This is a genomic window from Thermodesulfovibrio sp. 1176, assembly GCF_029946585.1.
GTDB lineage: Bacteria > Nitrospirota > Thermodesulfovibrionia > Thermodesulfovibrionales > Thermodesulfovibrionaceae > Thermodesulfovibrio.
Genome location: NZ_JARZRZ010000003.1, coordinates 267936 through 294413, shown reverse-complemented (window position 1 = coordinate 294413; position 26478 = coordinate 267936). Strand labels below are relative to the sequence as shown.

The window sequence follows — 26478 nt, the reverse complement described above, 5'->3', positions numbered from 1 at the left end:
ATGCTTTCGCAAAGAATATCATCTATTTTTAAAAAAATAACTTATGCTGCCTTGCGTGCAGGAAGAAATCCAGAAGAAATTAAACTAATCGCTGTATCAAAATCGCAATCAATTGATAAAATAATAGAAGCTGCTGATTTGGGTTTAAGAATTTTTGGTGAAAGCAGAGTCCAGGAAGCAAAAGACAAAATCGAAAAAATAAAAGATTTTAATATTGAATGGCACATGATAGGGCACTTACAGACTAATAAAGTCAAAGATGCGGTAAGACTTTTTGAAGTTATTCATTCCTTAGACTCAGAAAAACTTGCTGTATCTATAAATAAAGAAGCAGAAAAAATTAATAAAATTCAGAGAGTTTTAATTCAGATAAAACTATCCCAAGAAGAATCTAAGTATGGCATAGAAGAAGACGAAGTTGAAAAACTAATTGAGAAATGCAAAAATCTAAATAATATTAAAATCGAAGGACTGATGACAATTCCACCCTATTTTGATAATCCTAATAATGTAAGACCCTACTTTAGTAAACTAAGGCAAATCAGAGATTTTTTGTCAAACAAGTATCCTTTTATCAAAGAGTTATCTATGGGAATGTCCCATGATTTTGAAGTAGCAATTGAAGAAGGGGCTACAATGGTAAGAATAGGCACAGCCCTCTTTGGGCAAAGAATAAAATAGGAGGTTCATCGATGATAGGTTTTATTGGCGGAGGTAATATGGCAGAAGCCCTTATAAGGGGACTTATAAAAAATGGGAAAAGAAATATAATAGTATCTGATCCTGTTGATGAGCGTCGAAGATATCTCGAAAAATGTTATGGTATAAAGACTACTTCATCGAATATTGATGTAGTTAATAATTCAGAAATTATTGTTATAGCAGTAAAACCCCAGAATATATTGGAAGTTCTGGAAGAGATAAAAGAGCATGTAAAAGAAAAACATACTGTTGTATCTATAGCCGCAGGAATTCCTTTAAACCTGATAAAAAATTATCTCAAAACAGACAAACTTATAAGAGCAATGCCTAATCTGGCAGCAATAGTTGGTGAATCCATGACAGTACTTGCAATTTGTGAATGTCTTGAGATGAAAATAGTAGCTCCTGTAAGAGATATTTTCATGGGTGTAGGAAAAGTTATTACTCTTCCAGAACATTACATGAATCTTGTTACTGCTTTATCTGGTAGTGGACCTGGATTTCTATGTTATATAGTGGAACAGTTTATGGATGTAGCAACAGAACTTGGATTGGCTGAAGAGACAGCAAAAGAACTTATAATACAGACATTTATTGGAACTGCAAAACTTCTTGACAGCGGGATTCCACCTGATAAAATTAGACAAAAGGTTACATCTCCAGGCGGAACAACAGAAGCAGGTCTTAGGATTTTATCCAGTAGTAATTTAAGAGAAATTTTATTTCAAACTCTTCAAGAAGCCACAAAAAGAGCTCAAGAACTATCAAAGAGGGAAGAGTAAATGTTTATTCTTGGTAATTTTATAATTGCTTTAGCCAATATTTTAGATCTTGCCCTAACAATTTACTCTTTTATTATAATCATCGGAGCTGTTTTAAGCTGGGTAAATCCCGATCCTTATAATCCAATTGTCCGTTTTATATATGGAATAACTGAACCATTATTACGTCCTATAAGAAAATTATTAAGATTGAGATTACCAATAGACCTGTCTCCATTGATATTATTGCTTATCATATATTTCTTACAAAAATTTTTAATCCAGAGCCTCATTGAATTGGGGTTTAAATTAAAAGGAGGAGCAGTATGAGAATCACGCCTTTAGATATTCAGCAGAAACAATTTAAGGTTAAATTCAGAGGCTTTGATATGGAAGAGGTTTATTCTTTTCTTGAGATGATTAGAGAATCATTGGAAGAAATTTTAAAAGAAAACTCCATGCTTAAGGAAAAAGTTACAATTCTTGAAAATCAGTTAGAAGAATACAGAAAAATGGAACAGTCAATTAGAGATACATTAATGACAGCGCAAAAACTTGTTGAAGATTACCAAAAAAATGCTAAAAAAGAAGCAGAATTAATAATCAAGGAAGCAGAACTTAAAGCAGAACAAATTTTAAAGGAAGCCCAGGAAAAGGTAGTAAAAATCCATGAAGATATTGTTGACTTAAAAGGAATAAGAAGACATTTTAAAGAAGAAATAAAAAGACTTATTGAGAGTCATCTAAGGATGCTTGAATTTGATAAAGAAAGAGAAGGAGAAGAAAGTGAAGTATAACTCTATAAGAGGTATGCAGGATATTCTTCCTTCTGATGTTTCTCTATGGCAATATTTAGAATCAGAGGCAAGAAGGATCTTCGAACTTTTTAATTTTCAGGAAATACGAACTCCTATTTTAGAAAATGCTGAAGTTTTTTTAAGAAGTATTGGCGAGGATACAGATATTGTAGAGAAAGAGATGTATATTTTTGATGACAAAAAGGGAAGAAAAATTGCCTTAAGACCCGAAGGTACCGCTGGAGTAGTACGAGCATATATTCAAAATCAACTCTTTAACAATCCTTCTCCGCAAAAATTTTATTATATTGGTGCAATGTTTAGATATGAAAGACCTCAAAAGGGTAGATTCCGTCAGTTTCATCAAATCGGAGTTGAATCCTTTGGAGTATCTTCTCCTTCTGTGGAAGCAGAAATGCTTTACATGCTAAAAATACTTTTCGAAAGTCTTGATATAAAAAATTTAAATTTCGAAATTAATTCAATTGGTTGTAAAGATTGTAGACCAAATTATAAAGAAGCAATTAATAAATTTTTAAGTGATAAGATATCTTTATTTTGCAATGACTGCCAAAGAAGATATAATAGAAATCCTTTAAGAGTTCTTGACTGTAAGGTTTTATCTTGTAAAGAGATTTTAAAAAATGTTCCCCAAATTCTTGATTTTTTATGTAACAACTGTAAAGAACATTTATCAAAATTTCAAAAAGAACTTGCAATTTTAAATGTATCCTATACGATAAATCCCAAAATTGTAAGAGGTTTAGATTATTATACGAAAACAGTATTTGAAATAACCACTAAAATGCTTGGCGCACAGAATGCTATAGCTGCTGGTGGTAGATATGATGATCTTGTAGAGGCTTTTGGAGGACCTTATACTCCTGCGGCAGGTTTTGCTATAGGAATGGAAAGATTAATAGAAGTTTGCAAGACAAATTTAAAAATCGAAACCAAAAAGCCTATTTTGTATGTTGCCTATGCAGGGAAAGGACTTGACAGAGAAGTAAAAAAAGTGGTCAACTTTTTCAGAGAAAAAAGAATAGCTACTGAGACCCCCTATGAAGAGTTATCTCTGAAAAGTCAGTTAAAAAAAGCAGATCGACTCTCTGTTGAATGGGTAGTTATAGTGGGTGAAGATGAAATTAAAAAATCTTTATATAGATGGAAAAATATGAAAACAGGAAGTCAAGGTGAAGGAACAATAGAAGAAATTTTGAAAATAATAAGAGGTGAAAATGACATTAAATAAGTTAGAAAATCTTTTAAAAATTTTTCATAACAAAAAAATTCTTGTAATAGGTGATATTATTTTAGATCGGTATATCTTTGGAAAGGTTTCAAGAATTTCTCCAGAAGCACCTGTACCAGTTGTTGAAGTTACAGAAGAATCATACAGACTTGGAGGTGCAGCAAATGTGGCAAATAATCTTATTGCTTTGGGAGGAAAAGCTTACATTTCAGGAATAATTGGTAAAGGTTCTACAGGAAAAATATTAAAAGATTTACTCGAAGAGAAAGGAATTGGTATTGACTATATTTTCGAAGATAACCGAAGAACAACTGTTAAAACAAGAATAATCGCAGGAAATCAACAGATTGTAAGATTTGATATAGAAGACCATAGAAGGCTTGAAGGAAAAGCAAAGGAGCTTTTTCTTTCCATGATAAAGAGTGCATTAAATGATTTTGACGCTATAATTGTATCGGATTATAAAAAAGGTGTTATATCAGAGGAGCTGTTTCGAATTTTAGTTAATCATAAAAATAAAAATGGAAATTTCGTTGCCGTTGACCCAAAAGTAGGACACTTTAGACTTTATAAACAAGTATCTCTTATAACTCCCAATATTGCTGAGGCTTCTCATGGTGCTGAAATTGAGATTAAAGACGAAAAAACTCTTATCAAGGCTGGTTTTAATCTTTTAAAGAAACTTTCCTGTGATTCTGTTCTGATAACGAGAGGGGAAGAAGGTATGAGTCTTTTTGAAAAAAAGGATTCTGATGTAATCGTTACTCATTTACCAACAGTTGCTAAAAAAGTATTTGATGTGACAGGTGCAGGAGATACTGTAATTGCCACTATAACACTTGCTCATGTCTCAGGTGCCGATTTAATTTTTGCTGCCAAAATAGCCAATGTAGCAGCAGGAATTGTTGTTGGAAAGGTAGGAACTGCTACAGCTACACAAGAGGAAATAATGGAAGTCTTTAAAACTCATCCTTATGCATAAAGCTATAGCACTTTATTCTGGTGGACTTGATAGCTTACTTTCAATTCTTATTATTAAGAGTCAAGGATTTGATGTAATTGCACTACGATTTTTAACAGGATTTGTTAGCCCATTAAAGAAAAGGGACATAATTTATGCCAAAAAGTTTGGTTTTGAAATTAGCGAGATTGATATAAGAAAAAAATTTATTAAAATATTAAAAAACCCAAAATATGGATATGGGAAAAATCTTAATCCCTGTATTGATTGTAAAATTCTGATGCTTAAGGAAGCAAAAGAAAAATTATTTGAGTTTAATGCATCATTTATAATTACTGGAGAAGTACTTTCTCAAAGGCCTATGTCTCAGAAAAAAGAATTTCTTACACTTATTGAAAAGGAAGCGAATTTGCAAGGTTTAATTTTAAGACCCCTATCTGCAAAACTTCTTCCTCCTACGAAGCCTGAAGTGGAGGGAATCATCAATAGAGATTTTTTATATGATATCTGGGGAAGAACAAGAAAACCTCAGCTTGCTTTAGCAAAAAAATTTGGTATTGAGACTATACCTCAGCCAGCTGGTGGATGTCTTCTCACAGATCCTTCTTTTTGTAAGAAAGTTAATGATCTTATAAAACATAATCAGCTTACAATAGAAAATATTGAGATGCTTAAAATTGGAAGACATTTCAGAATCTCTGAAAAATGTAAAGCAATTGTTGGAAGAGATGAAAAAGAAAATGAAATTTTACTGAACAAATATAAAGGAACATTTATTTATCCTGCCGATAGAAAAGGTCCGGTTATATTTTTAGTAGGCGATTTTTCACAAGAGGAAATCTATACCGCTGCAAAAATATGTGCCTACTATTCAAAAAGAAATAATTTAGAAGTTATTATTAGAGTTAATGAAGAAGAAATCAGAAAAATATTTGATGCAATATCCAAGGACAGAATAGTAAAATACAGAATATAAATTATTTGGAGGCAGAAATGAAAAGGTTTATAATTTTTATTCTGATATTAATTATTTTTGGTTGCGGAGGGAAAAAACAGGTCAAAACTCCATCAGAAGAATACTCCTATACAAATCAAGCCTTTAATATTGTCGAGGAAATAAGATTGGCTTATCAAAATAAAGATAATACTGGAATAAGAAAAAACTGTTCGGAGTCTGCATACAGAGAAATAATAGCTTCAATAAGACCCTTTGACAAAGCAGAGCTCGAATTTAATCCTGTGTTTGCTGAGATGGAAAAGGACGGTTACAAGCTATATGTTTCTTGGAATGGTAAATGGAGTTATTTAGGAAACGAAACAGAAGAAAGAGGGCTTGCAATTTTCTTAATAAAAGGAAATCCTCCAAAGGTTGAAAGAATTATAAGGGGAAATCCCTTTCGGTATCCTGATTAACCAAATCTACCTGTAATATATTCTTCTGTAAGCTTGTTTGATGGAACGGTAAATATCTTGCCTGTCTTGTCATATTCAATAAGTTCACCAAGCATCATAAATCCTGTCCAGTCAGATATTCTTGCTGCCTGTTGCATGTTATGGGTAACAATTATAATTGTTACTCTATCTTTTAAAGAAATAATTAACTCTTCAATTTTTGCTGTAGAAATTGGATCAAGGGCACTTGTTGGTTCATCAAATAAGATAATTTCAGGCTCAACTGCCAAAGCTCTTGCAATACAGAGTCTTTGTTGCTGTCCTCCACTTAATCCAAAGGCATTTGTATTTAATTTGTCCTTGACCTCATCCCAAAGGGCTGCATCTTTTAAAGCTTTTTCGACTTTCTCTTTCAATTCTTTTCTATTTTTTATCCCTCTTAATTTTAATCCGTAGGCAATGTTCTCAAAAATTGTCATTGGAAAGGGAGTAGGTTTTTGAAACACCATTCCAATTTTGCTTCTTAATTCAATCAAATCTGTATCTTTTGAAAGAATGTTTTTGCCCTGAAAGATAATTTCGCCATCATATTTATTCCCAGCATACAGGTCATGCATCCTGTTAAAACATCTTAAAAGTGTTGTTTTACCACATCCACTTGGTCCAATCAATGCTGTAACTTTATTTTTATATACTGTCATGTTTATATTTTTAAGAATATGCACGTTACCAGCATAGTAGAAATTAAGATCTCTAACTTCAATTTCAGGTGTCAATCTTTATACCTCCTTTTAATAAGAATTCTCCCCGTAATTGTTGCAAAAAGAATAAATACAGTTATCATTAAAGAAGCACCCCATGCCTGGGCATGCCAGTCCTCGTAAGGACCCATTGCATATTGAAATATAGTAACTGTAAGTGATGCTATAGGTTCATTCATATTTGTAGAGAAGAAAGTATTATTGAAAGCTGTAAAAAGTAGTGGTGCTGCTTCACCTGTAACTCTTGCAATTGCGAGAATAATCCCTGTTAAAATTCCAGTTGCTGCACCACGATATACAACCTGAATTATTACTTTATAATAGGGAGCTCCTAATGCAAAGGCAGCTTCTCTTAAAGTCCAAGGAATAAGGGAAAGCATATTTTCTGTTGTTCTTAAAACTGTAGGAATCATAATAATTGCCAATGCAACAGCTCCTGCCCATCCACTGAAATGTCCAAGAGGTTTTACTAAAATGGCATATACAAAGGCTCCAACAATTATTGCTGGAACACTAACCATGATATCTGCGAGTGTGCTTATTATTTTTGAGATTTTATATTTTCTACCATATTCTGCAAGAAAGGTTCCTCCAAGAACTCCAACAGGAACTCCTATTAAGGTGGCACAAATAGTTATTAAAAAATGACCAACAAAAGCATTTCTTAAGCCTCCTCCAAGTTCGCCTGGTGGAGCTGGATCATTTAAAAATAAAGCTGGATTAATTGCGGTAATACCATGCCTTAAAACATCAATAATTATGAAAAATAGCCAGAAAATGCCCCATAAAGCAGTAAGGAAACAAACGAAAAGTGCTACACTGCTTAATATTTTTCTTTTTCTCATTATCATCTTTTTTCTGCTTTCACAAGAAACATTTTTGCTATTGCAAGAATTGCAAAACTCATAATAAATAATAAAAATGCAAGATAATAAAGGGAACTTAAATATATATCCTTATCAGCTTCTGTAAATTCATTTGCAAGCTTTACTGTAACTGTTGCTGCTGCCTCAAATAGAGATTTTGGAATCTGATTCAAATTTCCTAAAACAAAGGCAACCGCCATTGTCTCACCAAGAGCTCTTCCAAGAGAAAGTCCTACTCCTCCTAAAACTCCTAATTTTGAATAGGGCATTACAACATCTTTTACAACCTCCCATTTTGTTGCTCCCATTGCATAGGCAGACTCTTTAAGCACCGATGGTGTGAGATTAAAAGAGTCTCTTGCAATTGAAGCTGTAAATGGGATAATCATAATACTTAATATTATGCTTGCAGTAAATAAATCAACACCAAGGGGTGTTCCTTCAAAAAGTTTACCAATTAAAGGAAGCTGTCCAACTGTTTTTTGCAAAAAAGGTTCAATATTTTGACTCATTATTGGTGCAAGCGTAAATAATCCCCACATTCCGTAGATTATACTCGGAATAGCAGCTAAGAGTTCGATTGCTGTACCTATAATACCTTTTAAAAAAGGTGGAGCAATTTCAGTAATGAAAATAGCGATTCCGATTGCTATTGGAGTAGCGAACAAAAGAGCTAAAAAAGAGGTAATTAATGTACCAATCAAAGCTGGAGCTGCACCAAATAATTCTTTTACAGGGTCCCATTCATTAGAAAGAATAAAACCGATAAAACCGAATTTATTCATTGCAGGTAATGATTCTTTAAATAAAACAATAAAAATTCCTAATGATATAAAAATTATGCTAAAAGCTGTAATTAAAGTAAAAGAAAAGAAAAGCAAATCTGTAAATTTACCTTTTTGTTTTAACATTTAGAAATATTATACCTAAAACCAATTATTTTTATGTTACAGGAATTTTACAAAGAGTATAACACATTGATTTTTAACAAATTTTAAAAAATAAAAAGCTAAAGTTAGTTAATCAAGGATTTAGGATTAAAAAATGTTTCTTATTGGTAACACCAAAAAATATTAAATGTTTCGATAAGGAAACATTTTTAAAAAAATAGTTTAAAATCCATTTGATTTTTAAAGGTTATAGCAAATGGTATTAGATTTGCATTTTAAATTAAAAAAATTTAGAAAGGGGGTGAAAAAGTGAAAAAAATACTTGTACCAACAGACGGCTCTGCAAATGCCGAAAAGGCAATCAATAAGGCTATCGAGATGATTAAAAAAGAGGAGGCGGAATTGATTATTCTAAATGTTGCAGAAGATTTTTGCCCAGTAGGTCTTGATCAGATGGATTGTCAGACAATTAGAGAATTGGTAATGAAGGAGTCAAAAAACATTATTGCTTCCACATTGGAAAAAATTAAGAAAGAGGGGATTAATGCAAGAGGTGTTGTTGAAGTTGGTGCACCAGCAGAAACCATAATTGATTTTGCAGAAAAAGAAAAGGTAGATGAAATTATTATTGCCTCCCATGGAAGAAGAGGACTAAAAAAATTTCTAATGGGGAGTGTTGCAAAGAAAGTTTTAGAGGGTGCTTCTTGTCCTGTTACTGTAATTAAGGCATAATGGTCTCAGAAAGGAATATTTAAAAATGCTTTTAAAGGAGGTTAAATATGGCTGAAGAAAGAAATGAAAAAATGCAATTTGAAGAAAAGGCTAAGGAAACCTTTAACGCTGAAAGAAGGGAAGATTACGCAGTTCTCATTATAGCTACAATAACAGTTATCTTGGTTGTTTTAGGTATAATCGGTACACAATTTTATAGTTCTTTATTTTTCAAATATTAAAATCTTGGAGGATTAGATATGGGAGTTGGTGTAGATCTACTAAATGTAAAGCAATGGCCTAAAATATTACCTGGGTTTATTATTTGTTTAATTTTTGCCTGGATAGGCTTACAGTGGGATTTTTACGTGATCGGTGAATTAGGGAAAGGCAATACAGAGGCTAAACGAATTTTAAAAGCCTATAAAGAAAAAGGTGAATTGCTAACCTATGAAGAGTATGTTCAAAAAAGACAGAATGAATACCAAGAAAGATTAAAAAAATATGAGCAAGGATTAGAGAAGAAAAAACCTTCAAAACCTTTTATTCTTAAGAAAGATGACTATGATAAACTTGTTCAAACCAAAGAAATTCCATTTAAGTTTACCTTTAGCGAGAGAATGAATCAGTTTCAGTTCACTTATGTTGCCTTCCTACTTTTAGGTGGAATGTTAATTAGAAATACAATCGGGCTACCAAAAATACTACAAGATGGCACCTTAGCAGCACGCCCTATAATTAAACCAGGAATTATAATACTCGGTGCCCATTATATGTGGTCTGACGTTTTAAGAGTTGGTGCAATTGGACTTGTTTTGGTTATAGTCTTTGTTCTTGGAACACAAATTGTAATCTCAATATGGGGTAAAAAGGTTAGAGCTGATGATGGCTTAATGGGATTAATGGGAGCAGGAGTTGGTGTTTGTGGAGTTTCAGCGGCTGTAGCAGTTGCTCCTGTTGTTAATGCGAAACCAAGAGATTTCTTCTATGCTATCGGAACAATACTTCTTTTTGGTACCCTTGCTCTTTTCACATTCCCTTATATTGGTAGACTATTAGGTATGAGTGAACCAGTATTTGGTGCTTGGGTTGGAACTGCGATACTTAATACTGCTCAATTAGTGGCAGCTGCAACATGGTATGGTCATGAAGCTCTTCTCACTGCAAATGTTGTTAATGTAGTTAGAATTGGTTTTATTCCAATAGTTGTTATGTGGGCAATTTATTATTATGTAATAAGACCAGCTAAAGCAGAAACAGGAGAGGTTCAGAAATTCAGTGCTTGGCAGGTTATAAAAGAAAAATTCCCTATATTCATTATCGGTTTCTTTATAATGGTCACACTTAATGAGTTGGGCGTATTTACAGATACTCAGAAAAGCATCCTTTATAGGGATCTTGTGAGAATTTTCATGGCTATTGGATTTGCTGGTGTCGGTTTAAACATAGCTTTTCAGGATTTAAAGAAAGCTGGTGGCGCTGCCTTTGGAATAGGATTCACCACTGCAACAGCAAAAGCTATACTTGCTGCAATAGTTGTAATGCTACTTGGTACAGAAATATTTAGAATAAAGGGATAAAAAACTGCTTTTAATGTTAAAATACAGGGGATGCTCTTTGAGCATTCCCTGTATTAATTTCAAAACTAATATTTAAAAGAGATGATAAGAAAAATTCTTTTATGTACAGATGGCGAAGAACATTCAAAAAAAGCAGAGCAATATGCGATTTGTTTGGCTGAAAAATTTGAAAGTACTATTGTGTGTTTATTCGTTGTTAATCCTTTTTTAAAAAAATTTACCAATGAGATATATGCAATAAATAGAAATGAATGTAGAGCCCACCTTGACAGGGCTATTCAGACAGAGGGAAAGATTGCTTTAGATAATTTTCAAAGGTTGGCTCAAGAAAGACAGATAAATACAATAAGCAAGATGAGATATGGAGATCCTGCAGAGGAAATATTAAAAGAGATTAAAGAAAATAGTTATGATTTGATAATTATGGGAGCTAAATTGCTTAAAGGATGGAAGATGAAATTTGAATCATTTAATTTACCAGAGAAAATTTTTAAATCATCACCAATTCCTATGTTTTTTGTTAGGTAAAATATGAATTATTCCTTTGAGTTAATATTGCCAGTTGGAAGAGATTTTATATATAAACTTTTTACTGATTTAGAAAAAGTCTTTCGTCTTAATCCACAATGGAGTGTACTTTTTTTTGAAAGAAAAATTAAAAATGACCCTACTTCAAATTTTACGCTAAAAGTAAGATACGATATATCAGAAAGAGAAATTAATTATTCTGGTAGCATTATTGATTTTAATCCTCAACAGATAATAATAAAACTTGATGGAGAAATATCTCGTATTATTTCACTTAAAATGACAGAAATAACAGACCAAAAAACTCATATTGCCTATGAAGAAACATGCAATGAAGAAATTTCTACATCAGAAAAGAGAAATATTCATTTGTGGATTAAGAGTATAGCCAATTATATTCAGATCACCCAAAGGAAATCGATATTTAGTAAAATATGGTTAAAGATTATTGATAAAATTTGGCTTAGATTAACTCCAGCAGGCAGAAGAATCGTTTTTTTTATTGTTGTTGCTGAAATTGCATCCTTAATATTTTTAATTTTCATTTTAATTTCATGGAAGATATTTAAATAAAATCTTACAATTCTAACTAAATAGGATCTTAAAATTGCCGATAGAAATTTCAAAAACCTATGATTTGTAAATCCTATAAGTTTTTATACTGAACTCCTTGTAACAACAAAAATAAGCAATAAAGTATAAAAGAGGTTTCTTTATCCAAAAAATTTTTTCAAAAATCCTTCCTTCTGACCTATAAACTGGAGAAATCTGTCCTTATGAAGAATCAGAGGAGTGCCCGATGACTTTACAACGCTTGGAGGGAGTTTATTTTTAAGCTGTTCCGCATCCCTTGGCTCATAAATGCTTTTAAGGTCAATTACAAGATATCTTTCTCCTGCATCCTTCATCTCTTTAAACTCTTTTTTTCTTGTTAGATAAAAAGCCTGCCACTCCTGACTTCCTATTTTATAGTAGTCTCCGCAGGGGCTGTGGCTTATGAAATCAGGGATATCAATCCCAGCAAGGAAAAACATATCAATAAATATTTTCCTTGACAGAGAAAGAGGATCTTCAATTTTGAAAAACTCCTCTTCAGTCATTCTTCTTGCAAACTCTGATAGGAAATATCTAAAAAGGCTGTCATCAATAATTCCCACATTTTCTTCAAAATATCTCTCAGCTCTTTCTTTTATTTTTTTGTCTTCAGAAAAGGGTGAACCAAAATGTAAATAGTAAATACGTCTTATTACCTGACTTTCCGCACTAAATCCCACATTAGATGTTCCAATCAGACATGGATGTGGTTCAGTAATTGTATTTGTGAGAGTCTTTATAAGTCTTTCACCTTCTCCTCTGAAGAAGTTGTCATATATCTCATCAACCAGAATTGGAAAAATATTGTTAGTATAGAAGAGGTCATAGAGAATTCGCTGTGTTTTTGTATATATGTCTTTGTAGTTGAATACTTCAAAGTTATTCCCGAGAAGTTTGTTAATAAATAAAAGAAGCTTTGTTTTCCCAGTGTTTGCAAGTCCACCAAGAATTAAAACTATTGGTATCTCTGCAAGTTTCTCATCACCTTTGTTTTTCTTTACTGATTTTCTTATAAGATAGATAAAAGGAGAGGTAAAGGCAAAGAGTATTGCCTCAAAAACTCTCTTAAGAACCTCTCTGTCTTTATAAACTGCAAACTCCCAGTAAGAATTAACAAAGTTAACAAGCTTTATAAGATTTTCTTTCAGCTTTTCCTCTGTTAAATTAGCATCATAAGAGACTGCTTGATCATTTTCTTTTATGTAAAACTCCCAATTAGCTGGATTTAAATAAAGAAAGTTTCTTTTGTCAATAAACTCCTGTGTTTTTCTGTGAGAAAAGGACACAATCTCTTTAAGCTTTTCTTTGAGAGATATCAATTTTTGTTTTGGTTCAAAGGAATAGCCATCTTTTGTTTTTTTTGTAACATTTTCAATGATTTTTTCAATTCTTTCAATCTCCATTATTCTTTTTTCAGCTCTCTCCTTTTCATCCATAACCTCAACAACCAGACTTGAAGCATCTCCACCACTTTGAATCTGTCTGTGAACTTTTTCAACGATGTTGTCTGCTCTGTCATCGGGAGTAAAAATCAGTATATTTTCAGCCCTTAAGATAAGGCTTTGAAGCTTTTTCTTTGTTTTTTCGCTCAAAAAATCCATTGAATTTTCATATATTTCATTAAATCTCTTAATGTAAGCCTCACAGAATGAAGGATTATAGAAACTATCATAAACGATTAATTCTTCAAACTGTCCTTTGTTACTAAAAGCAGAGCTGGTAAAATTTGCAGAACCTACCATTACCCTTGAATTTTCCTGATTATCTGATAAAATGTAAATTTTTGAATGTATTCGCTCACCTGCTTTCATGTATCTTAACTCAATTCTACCATTTGCAATGGCTTCAAGGACTTCAGGATCTGATTCTGCGGAATGGATAATCCTTTCCTCAAAAACAGGGTCAAGTTGATAAAACTCTCTTGCAGATTCCTCTTCTCCAAGAATAGCTATTACTTTCTTAAACTTTTTCACTTTATCAAAGAAAAAATCAGGAGAAGAAACATAGGTTACAATTTTTAGCTCAGTGAAATTTTTATTTTCAGCGTCAAAAAGTGATAAAGGCTCTGCTTTAAATGGTTTGTCATTATGAAGAATGTGCAGATAGGAAACTCTTTTTGTAAATAAATCCATAAATTATTATAGCATTATAAATCCCCGCTTTACAGTTAAATTGAATTTACCTCATACAAAGAGTCTCCATGAAGGCACTGCCCATATGCTATCTGAAAGGCGTTTTATCTGATTTCCTTTATATATAACTATTCCACCAATCCATTGATTACCAAGCTTTTCTGCCAAAGCCTTCATTGACCTTATGTCTACAGAGTCAACCTCCTGCCTTCCTTTTATTTCAAAGGCTATCAAGCCCTTTTCTGTCTCTATCAAAAGGTCCACTTCAAGTCCTGAACGGGTTCTGTAGTAAAAAATTGAACATGGAATCTGCATTGTATTAACCCATTTATAAACCTCTGTTACAACCATTGTTTCGTATATTTCACCTGTTACAGCTTCGTATATTCCTGTAAGTGACCTGAGAAGTCCTATATCAGAAATATAAATCTTTGGAGTCTTGATAACTGAACTTGTTATGTTTCTGTAGTAAGGCTGAATAAAAATAGTCTGATAACTTATCCTGAGATATTCAAAATATCTTTTCGCAGTATCAACACTAATTCCGCTATCTCTTGCAAGGTCTGAATAGTTGAGAATACTACCTGACCTGAGGGCAACCAACTTTTGAAATTTTCTGAAAGGCTCAAGATATTCAAGCCTTGCAAGGTCTGAAAGGTCTCTTTCAAGATAGGTATATTGATAATCCTTAAGCCACTTTTTTTTCTCTTCATCTCTTTCAATATGAATTAAAGCAGGCATGCCTCCCCATTTAAGAATATGATCCTCAATACTTCTTAATTTTAATGCCTCCTGTTCAAATAAAACTGAAGATATTGACTCTAAAACTTTATCCAGCTTTGTTGACTTTATTACCGAATCAAGAAGAGGATATGTCATACTTTCAGCCATTTCACACATCATAAGAGGCCAGAGTTCATAAATCCATATTCTTCCTGCAAGAGATTCTCTTATTTTCTTGAGCAACATTATCTGACTTGACCCAAGCAGTACTTGAAAAGAAATTTTATCCTCATCATAGGCATATTTAATCTTTTCAAATATCGATGCCTCTTTTTGTGCTTCATCAATAACAGCTTCTCCAATATCTCTATGCCAGTTTAAAGCTGAAATCTCCCTTAATATTTCCCTGTTTTCCATAAGATCAAGATTTATATATCTAAGTCCTGAATACTTTATTTTTGCAAGAGTTGTTTTACCAGTCTGTCTAGCACCTGTGATTAAAATAATCCTCTTTCCTGAGTTTTTATCAAGAAGGATATTTGAGAGAAAGCGATAATACAGCTTTTTTTCGCTCATCATCTTAAAATTTACAGCAAAATTTACGACATTGTCAATAGATGGAATTTAATTTTCTTGATATAGTTGAGAAAAATTATCTTAAATGTTATCCTTAATTATGAACTTTTTAAAATGGATAATCATAATATTAATTGCTCCAGTGCCTGTGTTTATAGGACTCATATTAAGTATTCCATTTCTTATTTTCATTGGTTTGTTTTTAACAATTTGCCTGTTTTTAAAATATCTCAAAAACAGATTTCATCCTTTAAGGCGAAAGTCTCCATTACCCCGGTACTGGCTTTAGTGTATTTTCGGCAAAAGAAAGATGCAGATTCCAGCAAAACCATTTTTTGAAATTGACGAAAAAAGATATGGCAGAAAATTTTAAAGACAGTTAAAGAGTATTTAAAATGGAATCCCGCTAATCAAAAAACTTACCATCTAAAATGTGTTAGAATTATTTCAAGAATGCAATATGTTCACCATCGAAAAAGAAGCCATTAAGAGAGCAACGGAGAGATTAAAAGGAGCACTTGGTGAAAATCTTCTAGCTGTCATTGCCTTTGGCTCAAGGGTAAGAGGTGATTTCAATGGTGAGTCTGGCTTCGATGTGCTCATAATCGTGAAAAAAGGGATTTTGAGGTAATCGAAGACGAATATCCCCTTCTCTTCTGTCATAAAACCACTTGATATATTTCAGAAAGAAGAAGCCTATAACACTATCAAAAAGGAAGGTGTAGTAGTATTTTATGGTGGAACTTATTGTAGAAGAGAAGATAACTCTATCGGACTTGAGGACAGAAAAGAGTAGAAAGACCCTTTCTGATTCAATAAATAACTTTAATGTCTGTAGCCCTTTCGCATTTAACTATTTCAGCAAACGATATAAAAAATGACAAGAAAGAGGCTTAAAAAAATATTTAACGAAAGGCTTAGGTATTTTCTCTAAGTTTAAAATGCCTTTAAATAAATCTCCCTTAGATGCTTAGATAGGAGCTCTGGAAGGTAGGTTTATCTGCAATCTTATCAAGATACCACTACTAGTAAGAAAAGTATTTTTCAGGGTCATCCGAGTCAGGAGGATATGCTCCATATTGTAGCACACATTTAATCAAAGAAATATCCGCCTATTTTACTTCCATTATGTCTTCAAGGCCTCTTTCATAAATAGATTGCCTTTATTATAGTAAAGCTGGTAATGTAGCATACCATCTTAAGTCAAAGGCAGGAGGCTCACAATCCATTACCCAGTCCTCAATTAATTCTCTGTCACTAAAAGATTTTAACAAGTCCATCTCTTTTAAAAATCCTCTTGTATTATATCGCTAAAGGGATAACGGCTTTTATCCCCATGGCAATATCGCCTGAGGCAAAAATCCTATGTGATCAAATGCATAGAGCGATGGGATGAGTTCAAAAAATAGAATTCTTCTAAATTTTCTCTTTCTCTTAAATTTCAGGCATTTTTGCAAGTAATTGATTATCAATTAACCAGAGTCTATGCTAAAATAAAAAAATTCTTTGTGGAGGCAGAGATGGATTTTTTCATTGATATATTGAGCAAGTTAAAGGGGGATTATATTGATGTTTTCTTTGAGGAAAAAATAACAAATCAGCTTCAGATGGAAGAAAATAAGGTTCAAAAATGCTCTTCAGTATTTGATAAGGGGTTAGGTGTAAGAGTAATTAAAGATGAAAAAACTTTTTATGCCTATACAAATGATTTAACAAAAAAAGGAATTGAAGAATTGATTTCATCTTTAAAAAACATGAAATCAAAAAATATAATTAATCTAAAAAAAATCAATCCATCAATAAATTTCCCAATAAAAACAAATCCCAATGAATTGGCTATCTCAGAAAAAATAAATTTTTTAAAAAGAGCAAATGATGTATCATGGAAGGAAAGTCCAAATATTAAACAAGTTAAAGTTCTATATGGGGATTCATTTCAAAAAATTATAATAGCTAATTCAGAAGGTGCCTTAACCGAGGAAGAGAGAATTCATACACTATTTTTAATCCATGTGGTAGCCTATGAAAATGGGATTATCCAGACAGGCTATGAAGTTATAGGTGGATTAAAGGGAGTTGAAATATTCGAAGAGATTTCACCAGAAGAACTCTCCCTTAAAGCAACAAAGAGAGCTTTAATGATGCTTAAAGCAAGGAGAATAAAGGGTGGAAGAATGCCTGTTGTGATTTCTTCTGAAGCTGGTGGAACGATGATCCATGAAGCAGTTGGACATGGTCTTGAAGCAGACTTAGTTCAAGAAGGGTTATCAGTATACAGTGATAAACTCGGTAAAAGATTCGCATCTGAATTTATTACTGTAATTGATGACCCTACCCTTCCAAATATGCGTGGTTCCTATGTTTTTGATGATGAAGGAACTCCATCACAAAGAACAGTTTTAGTTGAAAAGGGAGTTCTTGTTAATTATCTTTATGATAAATATACAGCGATGAAAGAGGGAAAATCTTCTACAGGAAATGGAAGAAGACAGTCATATGAGCATTATCCTATTCCAAGAATGAGTAACACATATATTGCACCTGGTAATCATTCACCTGAGGATATAATTCGCTCTGTTGAAAAAGGACTTTTTGTAAAAAAAATGGGCGGAGGACAAGTAAACACCGTTACAGGAGAATTTGTATTTGAAGTTCAAGAAGGATATATTATTGAAAAAGGTGCAATTGGAGAACCTGTAAGAGGTGCATTATTGATTGGAACAGGACAGGAAATTTTAAAAAACATTGATATGGTTGGAAATGATTTAGGATTTTCAATTGGAACCTGCGGAAAAAATTCTCAGGGAGTTCCAGTAACAGATGGAATGCCAACATTAAGAATACCAGAAATTGTTGTTGGTGGCGAAGTAGAATAAAAATAAATAAAATATGAAAATTTATAGAATTTTCCAATAAATTTCTAAACTTTCATCAATATAAACTATTGGAATTCTCTATCTTTTTTATTCTATAATTTCAAAAAACATTCAGGAGGAAAATCATGTCAAAAAATTACACTCAATTATGGGAAAATTTGGGAATTAATCTTGAAAAACATGATGGATTATTAACTGTCCTTTCTGATGCATACAAAAATATTTATCTATCTCAAAAAAATAGACCAGAGGGAATGAAATATTTTGATTTTGTAATTTCAGAAGTTCATGGTTTAAGGATTGAGGAGCTTTATGAGGCAAAGAAGAATAAAAGAAAAGTTATTGGAACCTTTTGCGTATATGTTCCTGAAGAGCTTATTATTGCTGTTGATGGTGTTTTTGTTGGATTATGTGCTGGTGCTGAAATAGGATTTGAAGAAGCAGAAAAGTATGTTCCAAGAAATACCTGTGCCCTTATAAAAGCTTTTATGGGTTTCAAATTAGCTGGCTTATGTCCTTATGTTGAAATGACAGATTTAATTGTAGGTGAGACTACCTGTGATGGTAAAAAGAAAGCCTATGAGATTTTTAATGATATAACAAGAAAGATGTATATAATGGAAATTCCAAACATGAAAAACGAATCTGATAGAATCCTATGGCTAAATGAAGTTGAAAAATTCAAAACAAAACTTGAAGATTTAACTGGTAAAAAAATCACTTTAGATAACCTAAAAAAAGCTGTGGATATCGTAAATAAAAAAAGAAAGGCTTTACAAAGACTTAGTCAATTAAGAGCCATTGATCCTGTTCCAATTTCTGGTCTTGATGCCCTGTTAGTTAATCAGATTTCCTTTTATGATGACCCTATAAGATTTACTCAAAAGGTGAATGAATTATGTGATGAATTAGAAGAGAGAGTAAAGAGAGGTAAAGGAGTTTTTCCTAAGGGAACAACAAGAATTCTAATTGCAGGAAGTCCTTTTGCAATCCCAAACTGGAAACTCCACTCAATTATTGAAAACAGCGGAGCTGTAGTTGTTGGTGAAGAGTCATGTGTTGGTAGTAGAAACTACAGAGAACTAACAGATGAAAATTTTTCAACAATTGAAGAAGGAATCGAAAAAATTGCCTCTCGTTATTTAACAATTGATTGTGCATGTTTTACACCTAATCAAGAAAGATTAGACAATATTGTAGAATTAAAGAAAACATTAAAAGCAGATGGAGTAATTCATTATTCCCTTCAATTCTGCACTCCCTATTTGATGGAAGCATTTAAAATTGAAAAACTAATTGATTTCCCCTATATGAGGATTGAAACCGATTATAGCATGGAAGATTTTGGTCAAATTAAAACAAGGGTTGAGGCTTTTATAGAAACTTTAAAATGATTTCATTAGGAATTGATATTGGTTCAAGATTTATTAAAGCTTTATGGCTCGAAAATGGGAAGATTTTAAAATTAAAGAAAACAGAAACATCCTATGAACCATTAAAAAAATGTGAGGAAATTATTAATGAAATTAAAACTGAAAAAATTGTAGCAACTGGATATGGAAGACATCTTTTTGCTTTTAATGGAGATATTCCAACAATTACTGAAATAAAAGCATTTGCGATAGGTTGTAAAACTTTATTCCCCGATTGTAAAACCATAATAGACATTGGAGGGCAGGATACAAAGGTTATTAACATTGACGAAGAAGGAAATGTAAAAAAGTTTGAAATGAATGATAAATGTGCAGCAGGAACTGGAAGATTTCTTGAAATAATGGCTCAGGTATTGGGTTACTCCCTTGAAGAATTTGGAGAGGTAAAAGTTGATCTCACTAATCCAATAAGTATCAGCAGTATGTGTACGGTATTTGCTGAATCAGAAGTAATTTCTATGATAGCAAAAGGAATTCCAAGGGAAAATATTGCTCTTGCAATACATAAGGCAATAACAAAAAAGGTAATAGCTATGTTAAAGAAGATATCTATTGATGGAAATGTTGTTTTTGCTGGCGGGTGCTCATCAAATTCATTGCTTCAAAATTTGATTGAACGAGAAATAGGTAAAAAGTTAATAACCAATCCATTATCTCCTTTTGCAGGAGCATTTGGGGCAGCAATTTACGGTGATAAAATTATAAAATTTCAATAAAATATTTTACCATCCCTTAGGGTTATTACTTTATTAGTCCTCTTAGCAAGTTCTGTATTATGAGTTACCATAACTACACTAAGACCCTTTTTGTTAAGTAACCTCAATAATTCAAATATCTTTTCACTGTTTTCAGTATCCAGATTCCCTGTAGGTTCATCAGCAAGAAGAATCTCAGGATTACTAACTATTGCCCGTGCAATAGCAACCCTCTGCATTTCTCCACCACTTAACTGATTTATCCTATGATAGATCCTGTCTTTTAATCCTACGCTTTCGATAAGAGAAATAATTTCCTCTTTGCTTCTTGTTTTTCTTCCAAATATTAAAGGAAGGGTAATATTTTCCAGTACGTTAAGCCCTGGTAATAGATAAAAATGTTGAAAAATAAAACCAATTTTTTCTCTTCTTATTTTTACTAAATCTGCTTCAGACATTTTTCCGATATCTTTATCATTAAATTTCATAACGCCACTTGATGGTTTATCAAGACATCCTATTATGTGTAAAAGAGTTGTTTTCCCCGAACCTGATGGTCCTGTAATTGCGATGAAATCTCCCTTCTCAATTTTTAAGTTTATATCTTTTAGAGCATAAACTATCTCAGCTCCTCTTTTATATGTTTTTACGATATTTTTAAGCTCTATCATCCCCTTATTGCCTTTATCGGATTTATCTTAGTGGCTCTCCATGCAGGAAAAATTCCTGCAAATATTCCTAAAAAGATTGAAAAAAATAAGCATATTAAAGCAAGGAATGGATCAAATTGAATCATTTTTCCAGAAGGAATGTAAGGCATGAAATTTCTAACAAAGCCCTCTATGATATTTGCTCCAACAAGAGACATTATAAGCCCTATTAAGCCTCCCGTTAAAGTTAAAAGTACTGTCTCTTTTATTATTATTCTAAAGATATCAAACTTAGATGCACCGATTGCACGCATCAAACCTATTTCTTCTGTTCGTTCAAAAATTGCCATCAAGATAGAATTCATTACCCCTATAGCACTAATTAATATTGCTACCAAGGCAATTGAAAGACTCAAAATCTTTGCAGAACCTGCGAGATTAGCAAGACTATTTACAACCTGACTCATTGTAACTATCTGGATTCCTGGAATTTTTAGAGAAATTTCCTCTATTACTGTATTTAATTTATCTACATCTTTTACTTTTACTCCTATTGCTGTAGCACCATTTGGTTTTTTTATGATATCCTGTAGTGCTTTTAAAGGCATATATACAAAGGCATCATCTTGACTTGATGTCTTCTGAACTATTCCAGAGACAGTAAACCTTTTGTTTTCATATGTTAATATATCTCCCTTTTTTATTGAATAGTGTTCAGCTACATCATAACCTAATAAAATGGAATCATCTGAAAATGGTATTGTTCCATCAATTTTCCATTGAGGTTTGATTTGTTTTATATTTGACATCTCTATTCCATACACGAGATCAATCTTTTCTTTTTCAATGTTCGGTATTTGAGTTATAAGTATTGGAGCAATAAATTCTATTTCATCAAATTCCTTTATTTTTTGAAATACCTCAATATTTAGAAAATTAGGTGTAACTGCACCATGAAGAACTAATGAAGCTACCTCATGGGGACATCCTGAGGGAACTATCATAAAATGTATACCTGTTCTGTATAATTCCTTTTGAAGACTACTTTCAAAACCTTTATTGAAAGATATGATTGAGAAAAGTACTGATATAGAAGCAGATATCCCTAAAACTGTTAAAAAACTTCTTATTTTATGCCTTAAAAGATTTTTAAAGGCTAACTTAAGAAAGATCATTATCTAATTTCTAATCCCCGAGCTATAATAAAAAAATTACCATTTTCGAAGGCTACTTCACCTGTAACAATAGCCTTTTTACCTGTTTTAGGGGGGATAGAAATATTAGCAGGTGCAAGATTAATAAAAATCTGTCCCGTATCATCTTTCAAAAAAAACCAACAGCCCTTACTTTGACATTGAGTTATTATAATGCCTTCAAGATTTACTGTTTGTCCTATAGATGATTTATTTAGCATTATTTCTTTTATTTTAATTGTTGGTACATTTTTATTAATAGGAGACCCGTATTTTTCTGTTTTACACCCAACTAAAATTATAAATACAATCAAGCTTGTTAAAAAACACAGAAACTTTTTATTCATGATTCTTCCTTTTTTAAAAAATTTTCATTATTTTATTTAGTTCAATCTAACATACATTATTTCTTTAAATCAAGAAAAAATATCTTCATCCATATTTTTGATTTTTTTCCATTAATGTATAATTTTTACCACAATCAATATATTTGAAATTCTAAAAATCAACAATTTTGATTTGGCATCCTTTTTGTATAATATTTTTTGATGCCTTTTCAGAAAACCATAAAATCTGAAATCTCAGTTTCTGGTGTAGGAATACACACAGGCAAAAAGATCAATATAAGACTTATTCCTGCAAAAAGGGATACAGGTATTGTTTTTTACAGAACTGATAGAGGTTTGCCTATAAAAGCAAAACTTCCCTTTGTTATTGATACTTCCTTAGCAACAACTATAGGAATTGACGGAGTAAAAATTAGAACAGTTGAACATCTTCTTGCCACTCTTTATGTTTTTGGAATTACTAATCTAATTATTGAAATAGATGGTTCAGAAATTCCTGTTATGGACGGAAGTGCAATTGATTTTGCAAAGACTATATTGAAAACAGGAATTGCAAAGCAGGGGAAAACAATTCCATCATTAAAAATAACAAAGCCTATTTTTTATGAAGAGACTCGGTCAAAAATAATTGCGAAACCATACAAAGGTTTTAAAATAACCTATAAAATTTTCTATGAACATCCTTTAATTTTAGAACAATCTCTATCAATTGAAATAAATGAGCAGAATTTTCTTAGCGATATAGCACCTGCAAGAACTTTTGGATTTTTAAAGGATATACAGTATCTTCTTCAAAATGGCTTTGCTCGTGGTGGTTCCCTTGAAAATGCCCTTGTTCTTGATGAAAAAGGAGTTGTAGGAGGAAAACTCAGATTTAGAGATGAATTTGTCAGGCATAAAATTCTTGATGCAATTGGAGATTTATCTCTATTGGGTTATCCCATAAAAGGGCATTTCATTATTGAAAAGGGCGGACATACCGCACATATAAATTTTTTAAAACATCTTATAGAATCTGGATGTTATGAATTAGAGGAAGAACCTTATTTTAACTTTCAACTGTCCGCTCAAACTGTTTAGTAAAAACTATTCAATATTTTCAATTTTATAAGAATAAATTATCTTTGCCGAATGCTCAAGAGTTGCTTTAACCGAACAGTACTTATTCATTGAAAGTTCAACAGCTCTTTTTACTGCTTCTTCTGAAAGATTTTTCCCTTTTACAATAAATTCTATTTCAATTTCTGTGAATCTTTTTGGATAACTATCTGGTTGCTGTCCTTTTACATTTATCTCTAATCCCCTTATATCTTGTTTTTTCTTTTTAAGGATAGATACTATATCCATTCCACTGCATCCACCAAGACCTACTAATAATAATTCCATTGGTCTCATTCCTGTATTTTCTCCACCATAATCTGGATGAGCATCCATGACTATTGCGTGATTCGTTCCTGACTGTCCTACAAACTGCATATTTTGAACCCATTTAACTTTTGCATTTATCATTTTCCCCTCCCACTTCTAAGATTTGTTATTTTTTTAATTTTACCATTAAAATTATTGATATGAATAGAGTTTATTTGTCCATTGGCTCAAACATAGGAAATAGAGAGGAAAATTTAAAAAAAGCAATTGAGGAATTAAAAAATTATGGTTTAGTTATTTCAAAAATCTCCTCAATATACAACACCTCTCCATGGGGATTTACAGAGCAAGAAGATTTTTTAAATATGGCATTAGAGGTCTATACAACACTTGAACCTTTGGAATTACTAAAATGTATTAAAAAAATAGAAAAAAATTTAGGAAGAACAGATACTATTAAATACGGTCCGAGAATTATTGATATTGATATAATTTTCTATAATGACCTTATTTTAAAGAGTAAAGAACTCATTATTCCACATCCTCTCATGCATGAAAGATATTTTGTATTGAAACCCTTGAGTGAAATCGCACCTGATTTTGTTCATCCTGAAATAGGATTAACGGTTCAAAAATTACTCGAAAAGCTTTAATAACTCTATTTTAAATTTTAATGGGTTTTTTCTTGACATTTTAAGTGTGAAATTGTCAAAATTTTACAATTTAAAAAAATTTGTTTAGGAGGGGAAAATGAGTGATATTTATGTAATTGGCCATAAGGCACCAGACACAGACACAGTCTGTTCAGCAATTGTTTATGCAGGTATTAAAGGTTACAAAGCAGCTGTAGCAGGACCAATTAATGAGGAAACAGAGTTTGTGCTAAAACAGTTTGGAGTTCCAGCGCCAGAGATTTTAGAAAATGCTGCAGGGAAAACACTTGTTCTTGTTGACCACAATGAGCCTGGTCAAAGAGTTGATGGAGCAGAAAAAATTCTCGAAATCATTGATCATCACAAGATGAACTTCAACTATCCTGACCCAATTTTTATTCATGTTGAACCTGTTGGTAGTACAGCAACAGTTATTGCAAAGATGTTCTCAAACGAAGTAAAAGCAAATAAAACTTATGCAGGATTGCTCCTCAGCGCAATTCTTTCTGACACAGTAATATTTAAATCTCCAACTACTACAGAAGAAGACAAAAAAGTTGCTCAGGAATTGGCAGCAGTAGCAGGCATATCAGATATCACAAAATTTGGAGTTGATATCAAAAAGGCAAAGGCAAGCATAAAGGGCAAACCAATAGCCGATGTTGTTCATGTAGATTTCAAAGATTATGACTTTAAGGGTAAAAAAGTTGGAATTGGACAAACAGAAGTTATAGATATTGAAGAAGTTTATGAACGCAAAGATGAGTTTATAGCCTATCTAAATGATCTTAAAAATTCTAAAGGTTATGATATGGTCATTTTTATGGCTACAGATATAATAAAAGAAGGAACAGAACTTTACTATTCTGGAAATGCAGATGTAATTAAAAAAGCATTCAATGTTGAAGTATCTGGTCCTTCTGTATGGCTTCCTGGAGTTATGTCCCGTAAAAAACAAGTTGCACCTCCAGTTGAAAAGGTTTACATGGAAGGTTAAAATAAAAGAGGGGGCTTTGTCCCCCTCTATATGATTGAAAAAGTAAAAAATCAAAAAATATTAAAGATAATCAATCATCTTCAAAGCTGTCTTCATGGAAAAGAAAAAGCAATAATTCTCTGTCTAATATCAATCTTTTCAAAGGGACATATTTTAATTGAAGATTTACCTGGACTTGGTAAAACATCATTGGCAATTGCTTTATCAAGGACATTAGCATTAAACTTTGGAAGAATTCAATGCACAAATGATTTACTGCCAACTGATATAACAGGACTCTCTATTTACAATAAAAATACTGGAGAATTTGAATTTAAACCAGGACCTATTTTCAATAATATAGTGTTAGTCGATGAAATAAACAGAGCTACTCCAAAAACTCAATCGGCATTGCTTGAAGCAATGGCAGAAGAACAAGTAACTGTTGACGGAGTTACATATAAACTTCCAAAACCTTTTTTTGTTATAGCAACTCAAAATCCTATTGAATTTTACGGCACCTTTCCACTTCCAGAAGGACAACTTGACAGATTTATGTTAAAAATAAGCATCGGCTATCCAAGTTATGAAGCTGAAAAAGAAATTCTTAAAAAAGGAAGCTCAAGAGAAGAGCTTTATAAACTTGAATCTGTAATTGACAAAGAAGAAATAATAAAAACTCAAAATGAAATAAGACAAATTTACATATCCGATAAAATAATTAACTGGATTATTAATTTCATAGAATTAACAAGAAAAGACAAAAGAATACTTTTAGGGCTTTCAACAAGAGCTGGTTTGGCAATAACATATACTTCAAAAACGAATGCCTACTTCAAAAACAGAGAATATGTTGCTCCTGAAGATGTTAAGGATATTATACCCTTTGTAACACCCCATAGAATAATTCTCAAAGATGATTCATTATCTAAGGAAGAGGTGATATTATCAATTTTAGAAGGAGTTTCAGTCCCTCCGTAAAAATAACAAATACAGGATGGATATTTATAGTTGTTACATTATTTATTGGTTTTGCTGCAGTAAATACAGGAAATAATTTA

Annotated in this window: 31 protein-coding genes; 21 read left to right on the top strand and 10 right to left on the bottom strand. The window is 32.1% G+C overall.

Features of this window, described 5'->3' with window-relative positions:
• The 8 genes from QI155_RS07380 to QI155_RS07345 are packed head-to-tail and all read left to right on the top strand — an operon-like array spanning position 1 to position 5886.
• On the top strand, positions 1–681 hold the full coding sequence (locus QI155_RS07380; protein WP_281321362.1) for a YggS family pyridoxal phosphate-dependent enzyme: 681 nt from the start codon (positions 1–3) through the stop codon (positions 679–681).
• Between the two features lie 11 nt (positions 682–692).
• On the top strand, positions 693–1484 hold the full coding sequence (gene proC, locus QI155_RS07375; protein ID WP_068861673.1) for a pyrroline-5-carboxylate reductase: 792 nt from the start codon (positions 693–695) through the stop codon (positions 1482–1484).
• On the top strand, positions 1485–1793 hold the full coding sequence (locus QI155_RS07370) for a YggT family protein (protein ID WP_068861672.1): 309 nt from the start codon (positions 1485–1487) through the stop codon (positions 1791–1793). It abuts the gene before it with no gap.
• A complete protein-coding gene (locus QI155_RS07365) occupies positions 1790–2260 on the top strand; it encodes a DivIVA domain-containing protein (RefSeq protein WP_068861671.1) in 471 nt (156 codons plus the stop codon). The genes QI155_RS07370 and QI155_RS07365 overlap by 4 nt, the downstream gene beginning before the upstream one ends.
• Positions 2250–3512, top strand: a complete 1263-nt coding sequence (gene hisS / locus QI155_RS07360; RefSeq protein WP_083200180.1) for a histidine--tRNA ligase — start codon at positions 2250–2252, stop codon at positions 3510–3512. Before QI155_RS07365 ends, hisS begins: the two co-directional genes overlap by 11 nt.
• Positions 3499–4494: a D-glycero-beta-D-manno-heptose-7-phosphate kinase gene (gene rfaE1, locus QI155_RS07355; RefSeq protein ID WP_068861670.1), complete on the top strand. Its 996-nt coding sequence runs from the start codon at positions 3499–3501 to the stop codon at positions 4492–4494. The genes hisS and rfaE1 overlap by 14 nt, the downstream gene beginning before the upstream one ends.
• Positions 4487–5449: a DUF814 domain-containing protein gene (locus tag QI155_RS07350; protein WP_068861669.1), complete on the top strand. Its 963-nt coding sequence runs from the start codon at positions 4487–4489 to the stop codon at positions 5447–5449. The genes rfaE1 and QI155_RS07350 overlap by 8 nt, the downstream gene beginning before the upstream one ends.
• Positions 5450–5466: 17 nt before the next feature.
• Positions 5467–5886 (top strand): hypothetical protein, encoded by a 420-nt coding sequence (locus QI155_RS07345; protein ID WP_068861668.1) that lies wholly within the window; start codon positions 5467–5469, stop codon positions 5884–5886.
• On the opposite strand, the gene pstB is transcribed toward QI155_RS07345, so the two are convergent.
• The 3 genes from pstB to pstC are packed head-to-tail and all read right to left on the bottom strand — an operon-like array spanning position 5883 to position 8403.
• Positions 5883–6641 carry a phosphate ABC transporter ATP-binding protein PstB gene (pstB, locus tag QI155_RS07340; protein ID WP_068861667.1) on the bottom strand — a complete coding sequence of 253 codons (759 nt, stop codon included), beginning with the start codon at positions 6639–6641 and terminating at the stop codon, positions 5883–5885. The genes QI155_RS07345 and pstB overlap by 4 nt on opposite strands.
• A complete protein-coding gene (pstA, locus tag QI155_RS07335; protein WP_068861666.1) occupies positions 6638–7477 on the bottom strand; it encodes a phosphate ABC transporter permease PstA in 840 nt (279 codons plus the stop codon). The genes pstB and pstA overlap by 4 nt, the downstream gene beginning before the upstream one ends.
• On the bottom strand, positions 7474–8403 hold the full coding sequence (pstC, locus tag QI155_RS07330) for a phosphate ABC transporter permease subunit PstC (RefSeq protein WP_281321361.1): 930 nt from the start codon (positions 8401–8403) through the stop codon (positions 7474–7476). Before pstC ends, pstA begins: the two co-directional genes overlap by 4 nt.
• A gap of 288 nt (positions 8404–8691) precedes the next feature.
• Here pstC and QI155_RS07325 point away from each other — a divergent pair, with 288 nt between their 5' ends.
• The 5 genes from QI155_RS07325 to QI155_RS07305 all read left to right on the top strand — a co-directional run bounded on the left by QI155_RS07325 (position 8692) and on the right by QI155_RS07305 (position 11774).
• Positions 8692–9114, top strand: coding sequence for a universal stress protein (locus QI155_RS07325; protein ID WP_068861311.1), 423 nt, complete (start codon positions 8692–8694; stop codon positions 9112–9114).
• Between the two features lie 47 nt (positions 9115–9161).
• On the top strand, positions 9162–9335 hold the full coding sequence (locus QI155_RS07320; protein WP_159426693.1) for a hypothetical protein: 174 nt from the start codon (positions 9162–9164) through the stop codon (positions 9333–9335).
• 18 nt (positions 9336–9353) lie between these two features.
• On the top strand, positions 9354–10673 hold the full coding sequence (locus tag QI155_RS07315; RefSeq protein ID WP_068861310.1) for a putative sulfate exporter family transporter: 1320 nt from the start codon (positions 9354–9356) through the stop codon (positions 10671–10673).
• Between the two features lie 81 nt (positions 10674–10754).
• Positions 10755–11201, top strand: a complete 447-nt coding sequence (locus QI155_RS07310; RefSeq protein ID WP_068861309.1) for a universal stress protein — start codon at positions 10755–10757, stop codon at positions 11199–11201.
• Positions 11202–11204: 3 nt separating this feature from the next.
• On the top strand, positions 11205–11774 hold the full coding sequence (locus QI155_RS07305; RefSeq protein WP_143600815.1) for a hypothetical protein: 570 nt from the start codon (positions 11205–11207) through the stop codon (positions 11772–11774).
• A gap of 140 nt (positions 11775–11914) precedes the next feature.
• On the opposite strand, the gene QI155_RS07300 is transcribed toward QI155_RS07305, so the two are convergent.
• From QI155_RS07300 to QI155_RS07290, 3 genes are all read right to left on the bottom strand, one after another.
• Positions 11915–13927 (bottom strand): phospholipase D family protein, encoded by a 2013-nt coding sequence (locus tag QI155_RS07300; RefSeq protein ID WP_068861307.1) that lies wholly within the window; start codon positions 13925–13927, stop codon positions 11915–11917.
• A gap of 51 nt (positions 13928–13978) precedes the next feature.
• Positions 13979–15226, bottom strand: a complete 1248-nt coding sequence (locus tag QI155_RS07295; RefSeq protein ID WP_281321360.1) for an ATP-binding protein — start codon at positions 15224–15226, stop codon at positions 13979–13981.
• 81 nt (positions 15227–15307) lie between these two features.
• Positions 15308–15460 carry a hypothetical protein gene (locus tag QI155_RS07290; protein ID WP_281321359.1) on the bottom strand — a complete coding sequence of 51 codons (153 nt, stop codon included), beginning with the start codon at positions 15458–15460 and terminating at the stop codon, positions 15308–15310.
• Positions 15461–15686: 226 nt separating this feature from the next.
• Here QI155_RS07290 and QI155_RS07285 point away from each other — a divergent pair, with 226 nt between their 5' ends.
• From QI155_RS07285 to QI155_RS07270, 4 genes are all read left to right on the top strand, one after another.
• Entirely contained in the window at positions 15687–15857 is a 171-nt protein-coding gene (locus tag QI155_RS07285; protein WP_143600813.1) for a nucleotidyltransferase domain-containing protein, read from the top strand.
• Between the two features lie 889 nt (positions 15858–16746).
• On the top strand, positions 16747–18102 hold the full coding sequence (locus QI155_RS07280) for a TldD/PmbA family protein (RefSeq protein ID WP_281321358.1): 1356 nt from the start codon (positions 16747–16749) through the stop codon (positions 18100–18102).
• A gap of 125 nt (positions 18103–18227) precedes the next feature.
• Complete coding sequence (locus tag QI155_RS07275) at positions 18228–19496, top strand: double-cubane-cluster-containing anaerobic reductase (RefSeq protein WP_281321357.1); 1269 nt, start codon at positions 18228–18230, stop codon at positions 19494–19496.
• Positions 19493–20251, top strand: coding sequence for an acyl-CoA dehydratase activase (locus tag QI155_RS07270; protein ID WP_281321356.1), 759 nt, complete (start codon positions 19493–19495; stop codon positions 20249–20251). Before QI155_RS07275 ends, QI155_RS07270 begins: the two co-directional genes overlap by 4 nt.
• Here QI155_RS07270 and QI155_RS07265 read toward each other — a convergent pair.
• Genes QI155_RS07265 through QI155_RS07255 form a run of 3 tightly spaced genes read right to left on the bottom strand, consistent with a single transcriptional unit; the run spans position 20245 to position 22420 of the window.
• The gene (locus QI155_RS07265; protein WP_281321355.1) at positions 20245–20901 is read right to left on the bottom strand and encodes an ABC transporter ATP-binding protein; all 657 of its coding nucleotides are present in this window, start codon (positions 20899–20901) and stop codon (positions 20245–20247) included. The two genes, QI155_RS07270 and QI155_RS07265, sit on opposite strands and share 7 nt — an antisense overlap.
• Positions 20898–22055 carry an FtsX-like permease family protein gene (locus QI155_RS07260; protein ID WP_068861301.1) on the bottom strand — a complete coding sequence of 386 codons (1158 nt, stop codon included), beginning with the start codon at positions 22053–22055 and terminating at the stop codon, positions 20898–20900. The genes QI155_RS07265 and QI155_RS07260 overlap by 4 nt, the downstream gene beginning before the upstream one ends.
• Positions 22055–22420, bottom strand: a complete 366-nt coding sequence (locus tag QI155_RS07255) for a hypothetical protein (protein WP_281321354.1) — start codon at positions 22418–22420, stop codon at positions 22055–22057. Before QI155_RS07255 ends, QI155_RS07260 begins: the two co-directional genes overlap by 1 nt.
• A gap of 201 nt (positions 22421–22621) precedes the next feature.
• Here QI155_RS07255 and lpxC point away from each other — a divergent pair, with 201 nt between their 5' ends.
• Positions 22622–23500, top strand: coding sequence for a UDP-3-O-acyl-N-acetylglucosamine deacetylase (lpxC, locus tag QI155_RS07250; RefSeq protein WP_068861299.1), 879 nt, complete (start codon positions 22622–22624; stop codon positions 23498–23500).
• A gap of 6 nt (positions 23501–23506) precedes the next feature.
• On the opposite strand, the gene QI155_RS07245 is transcribed toward lpxC, so the two are convergent.
• Entirely contained in the window at positions 23507–23929 is a 423-nt protein-coding gene (locus QI155_RS07245) for an OsmC family protein (RefSeq protein WP_281321353.1), read from the bottom strand.
• Between the two features lie 59 nt (positions 23930–23988).
• On the opposite strand from QI155_RS07245, the gene folK reads away from it, so the two are divergent.
• The 3 genes from folK to QI155_RS07230 all read left to right on the top strand — a co-directional run bounded on the left by folK (position 23989) and on the right by QI155_RS07230 (position 26398).
• Entirely contained in the window at positions 23989–24441 is a 453-nt protein-coding gene (gene folK / locus QI155_RS07240) for a 2-amino-4-hydroxy-6-hydroxymethyldihydropteridine diphosphokinase (protein WP_281321352.1), read from the top strand.
• Between the two features lie 97 nt (positions 24442–24538).
• Positions 24539–25438, top strand: coding sequence for a manganese-dependent inorganic pyrophosphatase (locus tag QI155_RS07235; RefSeq protein WP_068861724.1), 900 nt, complete (start codon positions 24539–24541; stop codon positions 25436–25438).
• A 30-nt stretch (positions 25439–25468) separates the two neighbouring features.
• A complete protein-coding gene (locus tag QI155_RS07230; RefSeq protein ID WP_068861723.1) occupies positions 25469–26398 on the top strand; it encodes a MoxR family ATPase in 930 nt (309 codons plus the stop codon).
• Positions 26399–26478 lie beyond the last annotated feature (80 nt).

Coding starts and splice junctions, on each gene's coding strand:
- QI155_RS07380 (WP_281321362.1), top strand. CDS start 1: ATGCTTTCGCAAAGAATATCATCTATTTTTAAAAAAATAACTTATGCT.
- proC (WP_068861673.1), top strand. CDS start 693: ATGATAGGTTTTATTGGCGGAGGTAATATGGCAGAAGCCCTTATAAGG.
- QI155_RS07370 (WP_068861672.1), top strand. CDS start 1,485: ATGTTTATTCTTGGTAATTTTATAATTGCTTTAGCCAATATTTTAGAT.
- QI155_RS07365 (WP_068861671.1), top strand. CDS start 1,790: ATGAGAATCACGCCTTTAGATATTCAGCAGAAACAATTTAAGGTTAAA.
- rfaE1 (WP_068861670.1), top strand. CDS start 3,499: ATGACATTAAATAAGTTAGAAAATCTTTTAAAAATTTTTCATAACAAA.
- QI155_RS07350 (WP_068861669.1), top strand. CDS start 4,487: ATGCATAAAGCTATAGCACTTTATTCTGGTGGACTTGATAGCTTACTT.
- QI155_RS07345 (WP_068861668.1), top strand. CDS start 5,467: ATGAAAAGGTTTATAATTTTTATTCTGATATTAATTATTTTTGGTTGC.
- pstA (WP_068861666.1), bottom strand. CDS start 7,477: ATGATAATGAGAAAAAGAAAAATATTAAGCAGTGTAGCACTTTTCGTT.
- pstC (WP_281321361.1), bottom strand. CDS start 8,403: ATGTTAAAACAAAAAGGTAAATTTACAGATTTGCTTTTCTTTTCTTTT.
- QI155_RS07320 (WP_159426693.1), top strand. CDS start 9,162: ATGGCTGAAGAAAGAAATGAAAAAATGCAATTTGAAGAAAAGGCTAAG.
- QI155_RS07315 (WP_068861310.1), top strand. CDS start 9,354: ATGGGAGTTGGTGTAGATCTACTAAATGTAAAGCAATGGCCTAAAATA.
- QI155_RS07310 (WP_068861309.1), top strand. CDS start 10,755: ATGATAAGAAAAATTCTTTTATGTACAGATGGCGAAGAACATTCAAAA.
- QI155_RS07305 (WP_143600815.1), top strand. CDS start 11,205: ATGAATTATTCCTTTGAGTTAATATTGCCAGTTGGAAGAGATTTTATA.
- QI155_RS07300 (WP_068861307.1), bottom strand. CDS start 13,927: ATGGATTTATTTACAAAAAGAGTTTCCTATCTGCACATTCTTCATAAT.
- QI155_RS07295 (WP_281321360.1), bottom strand. CDS start 15,226: ATGAGCGAAAAAAAGCTGTATTATCGCTTTCTCTCAAATATCCTTCTT.
- QI155_RS07285 (WP_143600813.1), top strand. CDS start 15,687: ATGTTCACCATCGAAAAAGAAGCCATTAAGAGAGCAACGGAGAGATTA.
- QI155_RS07280 (WP_281321358.1), top strand. CDS start 16,747: ATGGATTTTTTCATTGATATATTGAGCAAGTTAAAGGGGGATTATATT.
- QI155_RS07275 (WP_281321357.1), top strand. CDS start 18,228: ATGTCAAAAAATTACACTCAATTATGGGAAAATTTGGGAATTAATCTT.
- QI155_RS07270 (WP_281321356.1), top strand. CDS start 19,493: ATGATTTCATTAGGAATTGATATTGGTTCAAGATTTATTAAAGCTTTA.
- QI155_RS07265 (WP_281321355.1), bottom strand. CDS start 20,901: ATGATAGAGCTTAAAAATATCGTAAAAACATATAAAAGAGGAGCTGAG.
- QI155_RS07260 (WP_068861301.1), bottom strand. CDS start 22,055: ATGATCTTTCTTAAGTTAGCCTTTAAAAATCTTTTAAGGCATAAAATA.
- QI155_RS07255 (WP_281321354.1), bottom strand. CDS start 22,420: ATGAATAAAAAGTTTCTGTGTTTTTTAACAAGCTTGATTGTATTTATA.
- lpxC (WP_068861299.1), top strand. CDS start 22,622: ATGCCTTTTCAGAAAACCATAAAATCTGAAATCTCAGTTTCTGGTGTA.
- QI155_RS07245 (WP_281321353.1), bottom strand. CDS start 23,929: ATGATAAATGCAAAAGTTAAATGGGTTCAAAATATGCAGTTTGTAGGA.
- folK (WP_281321352.1), top strand. CDS start 23,989: ATGAATAGAGTTTATTTGTCCATTGGCTCAAACATAGGAAATAGAGAG.
- QI155_RS07235 (WP_068861724.1), top strand. CDS start 24,539: ATGAGTGATATTTATGTAATTGGCCATAAGGCACCAGACACAGACACA.
- QI155_RS07230 (WP_068861723.1), top strand. CDS start 25,469: ATGATTGAAAAAGTAAAAAATCAAAAAATATTAAAGATAATCAATCAT.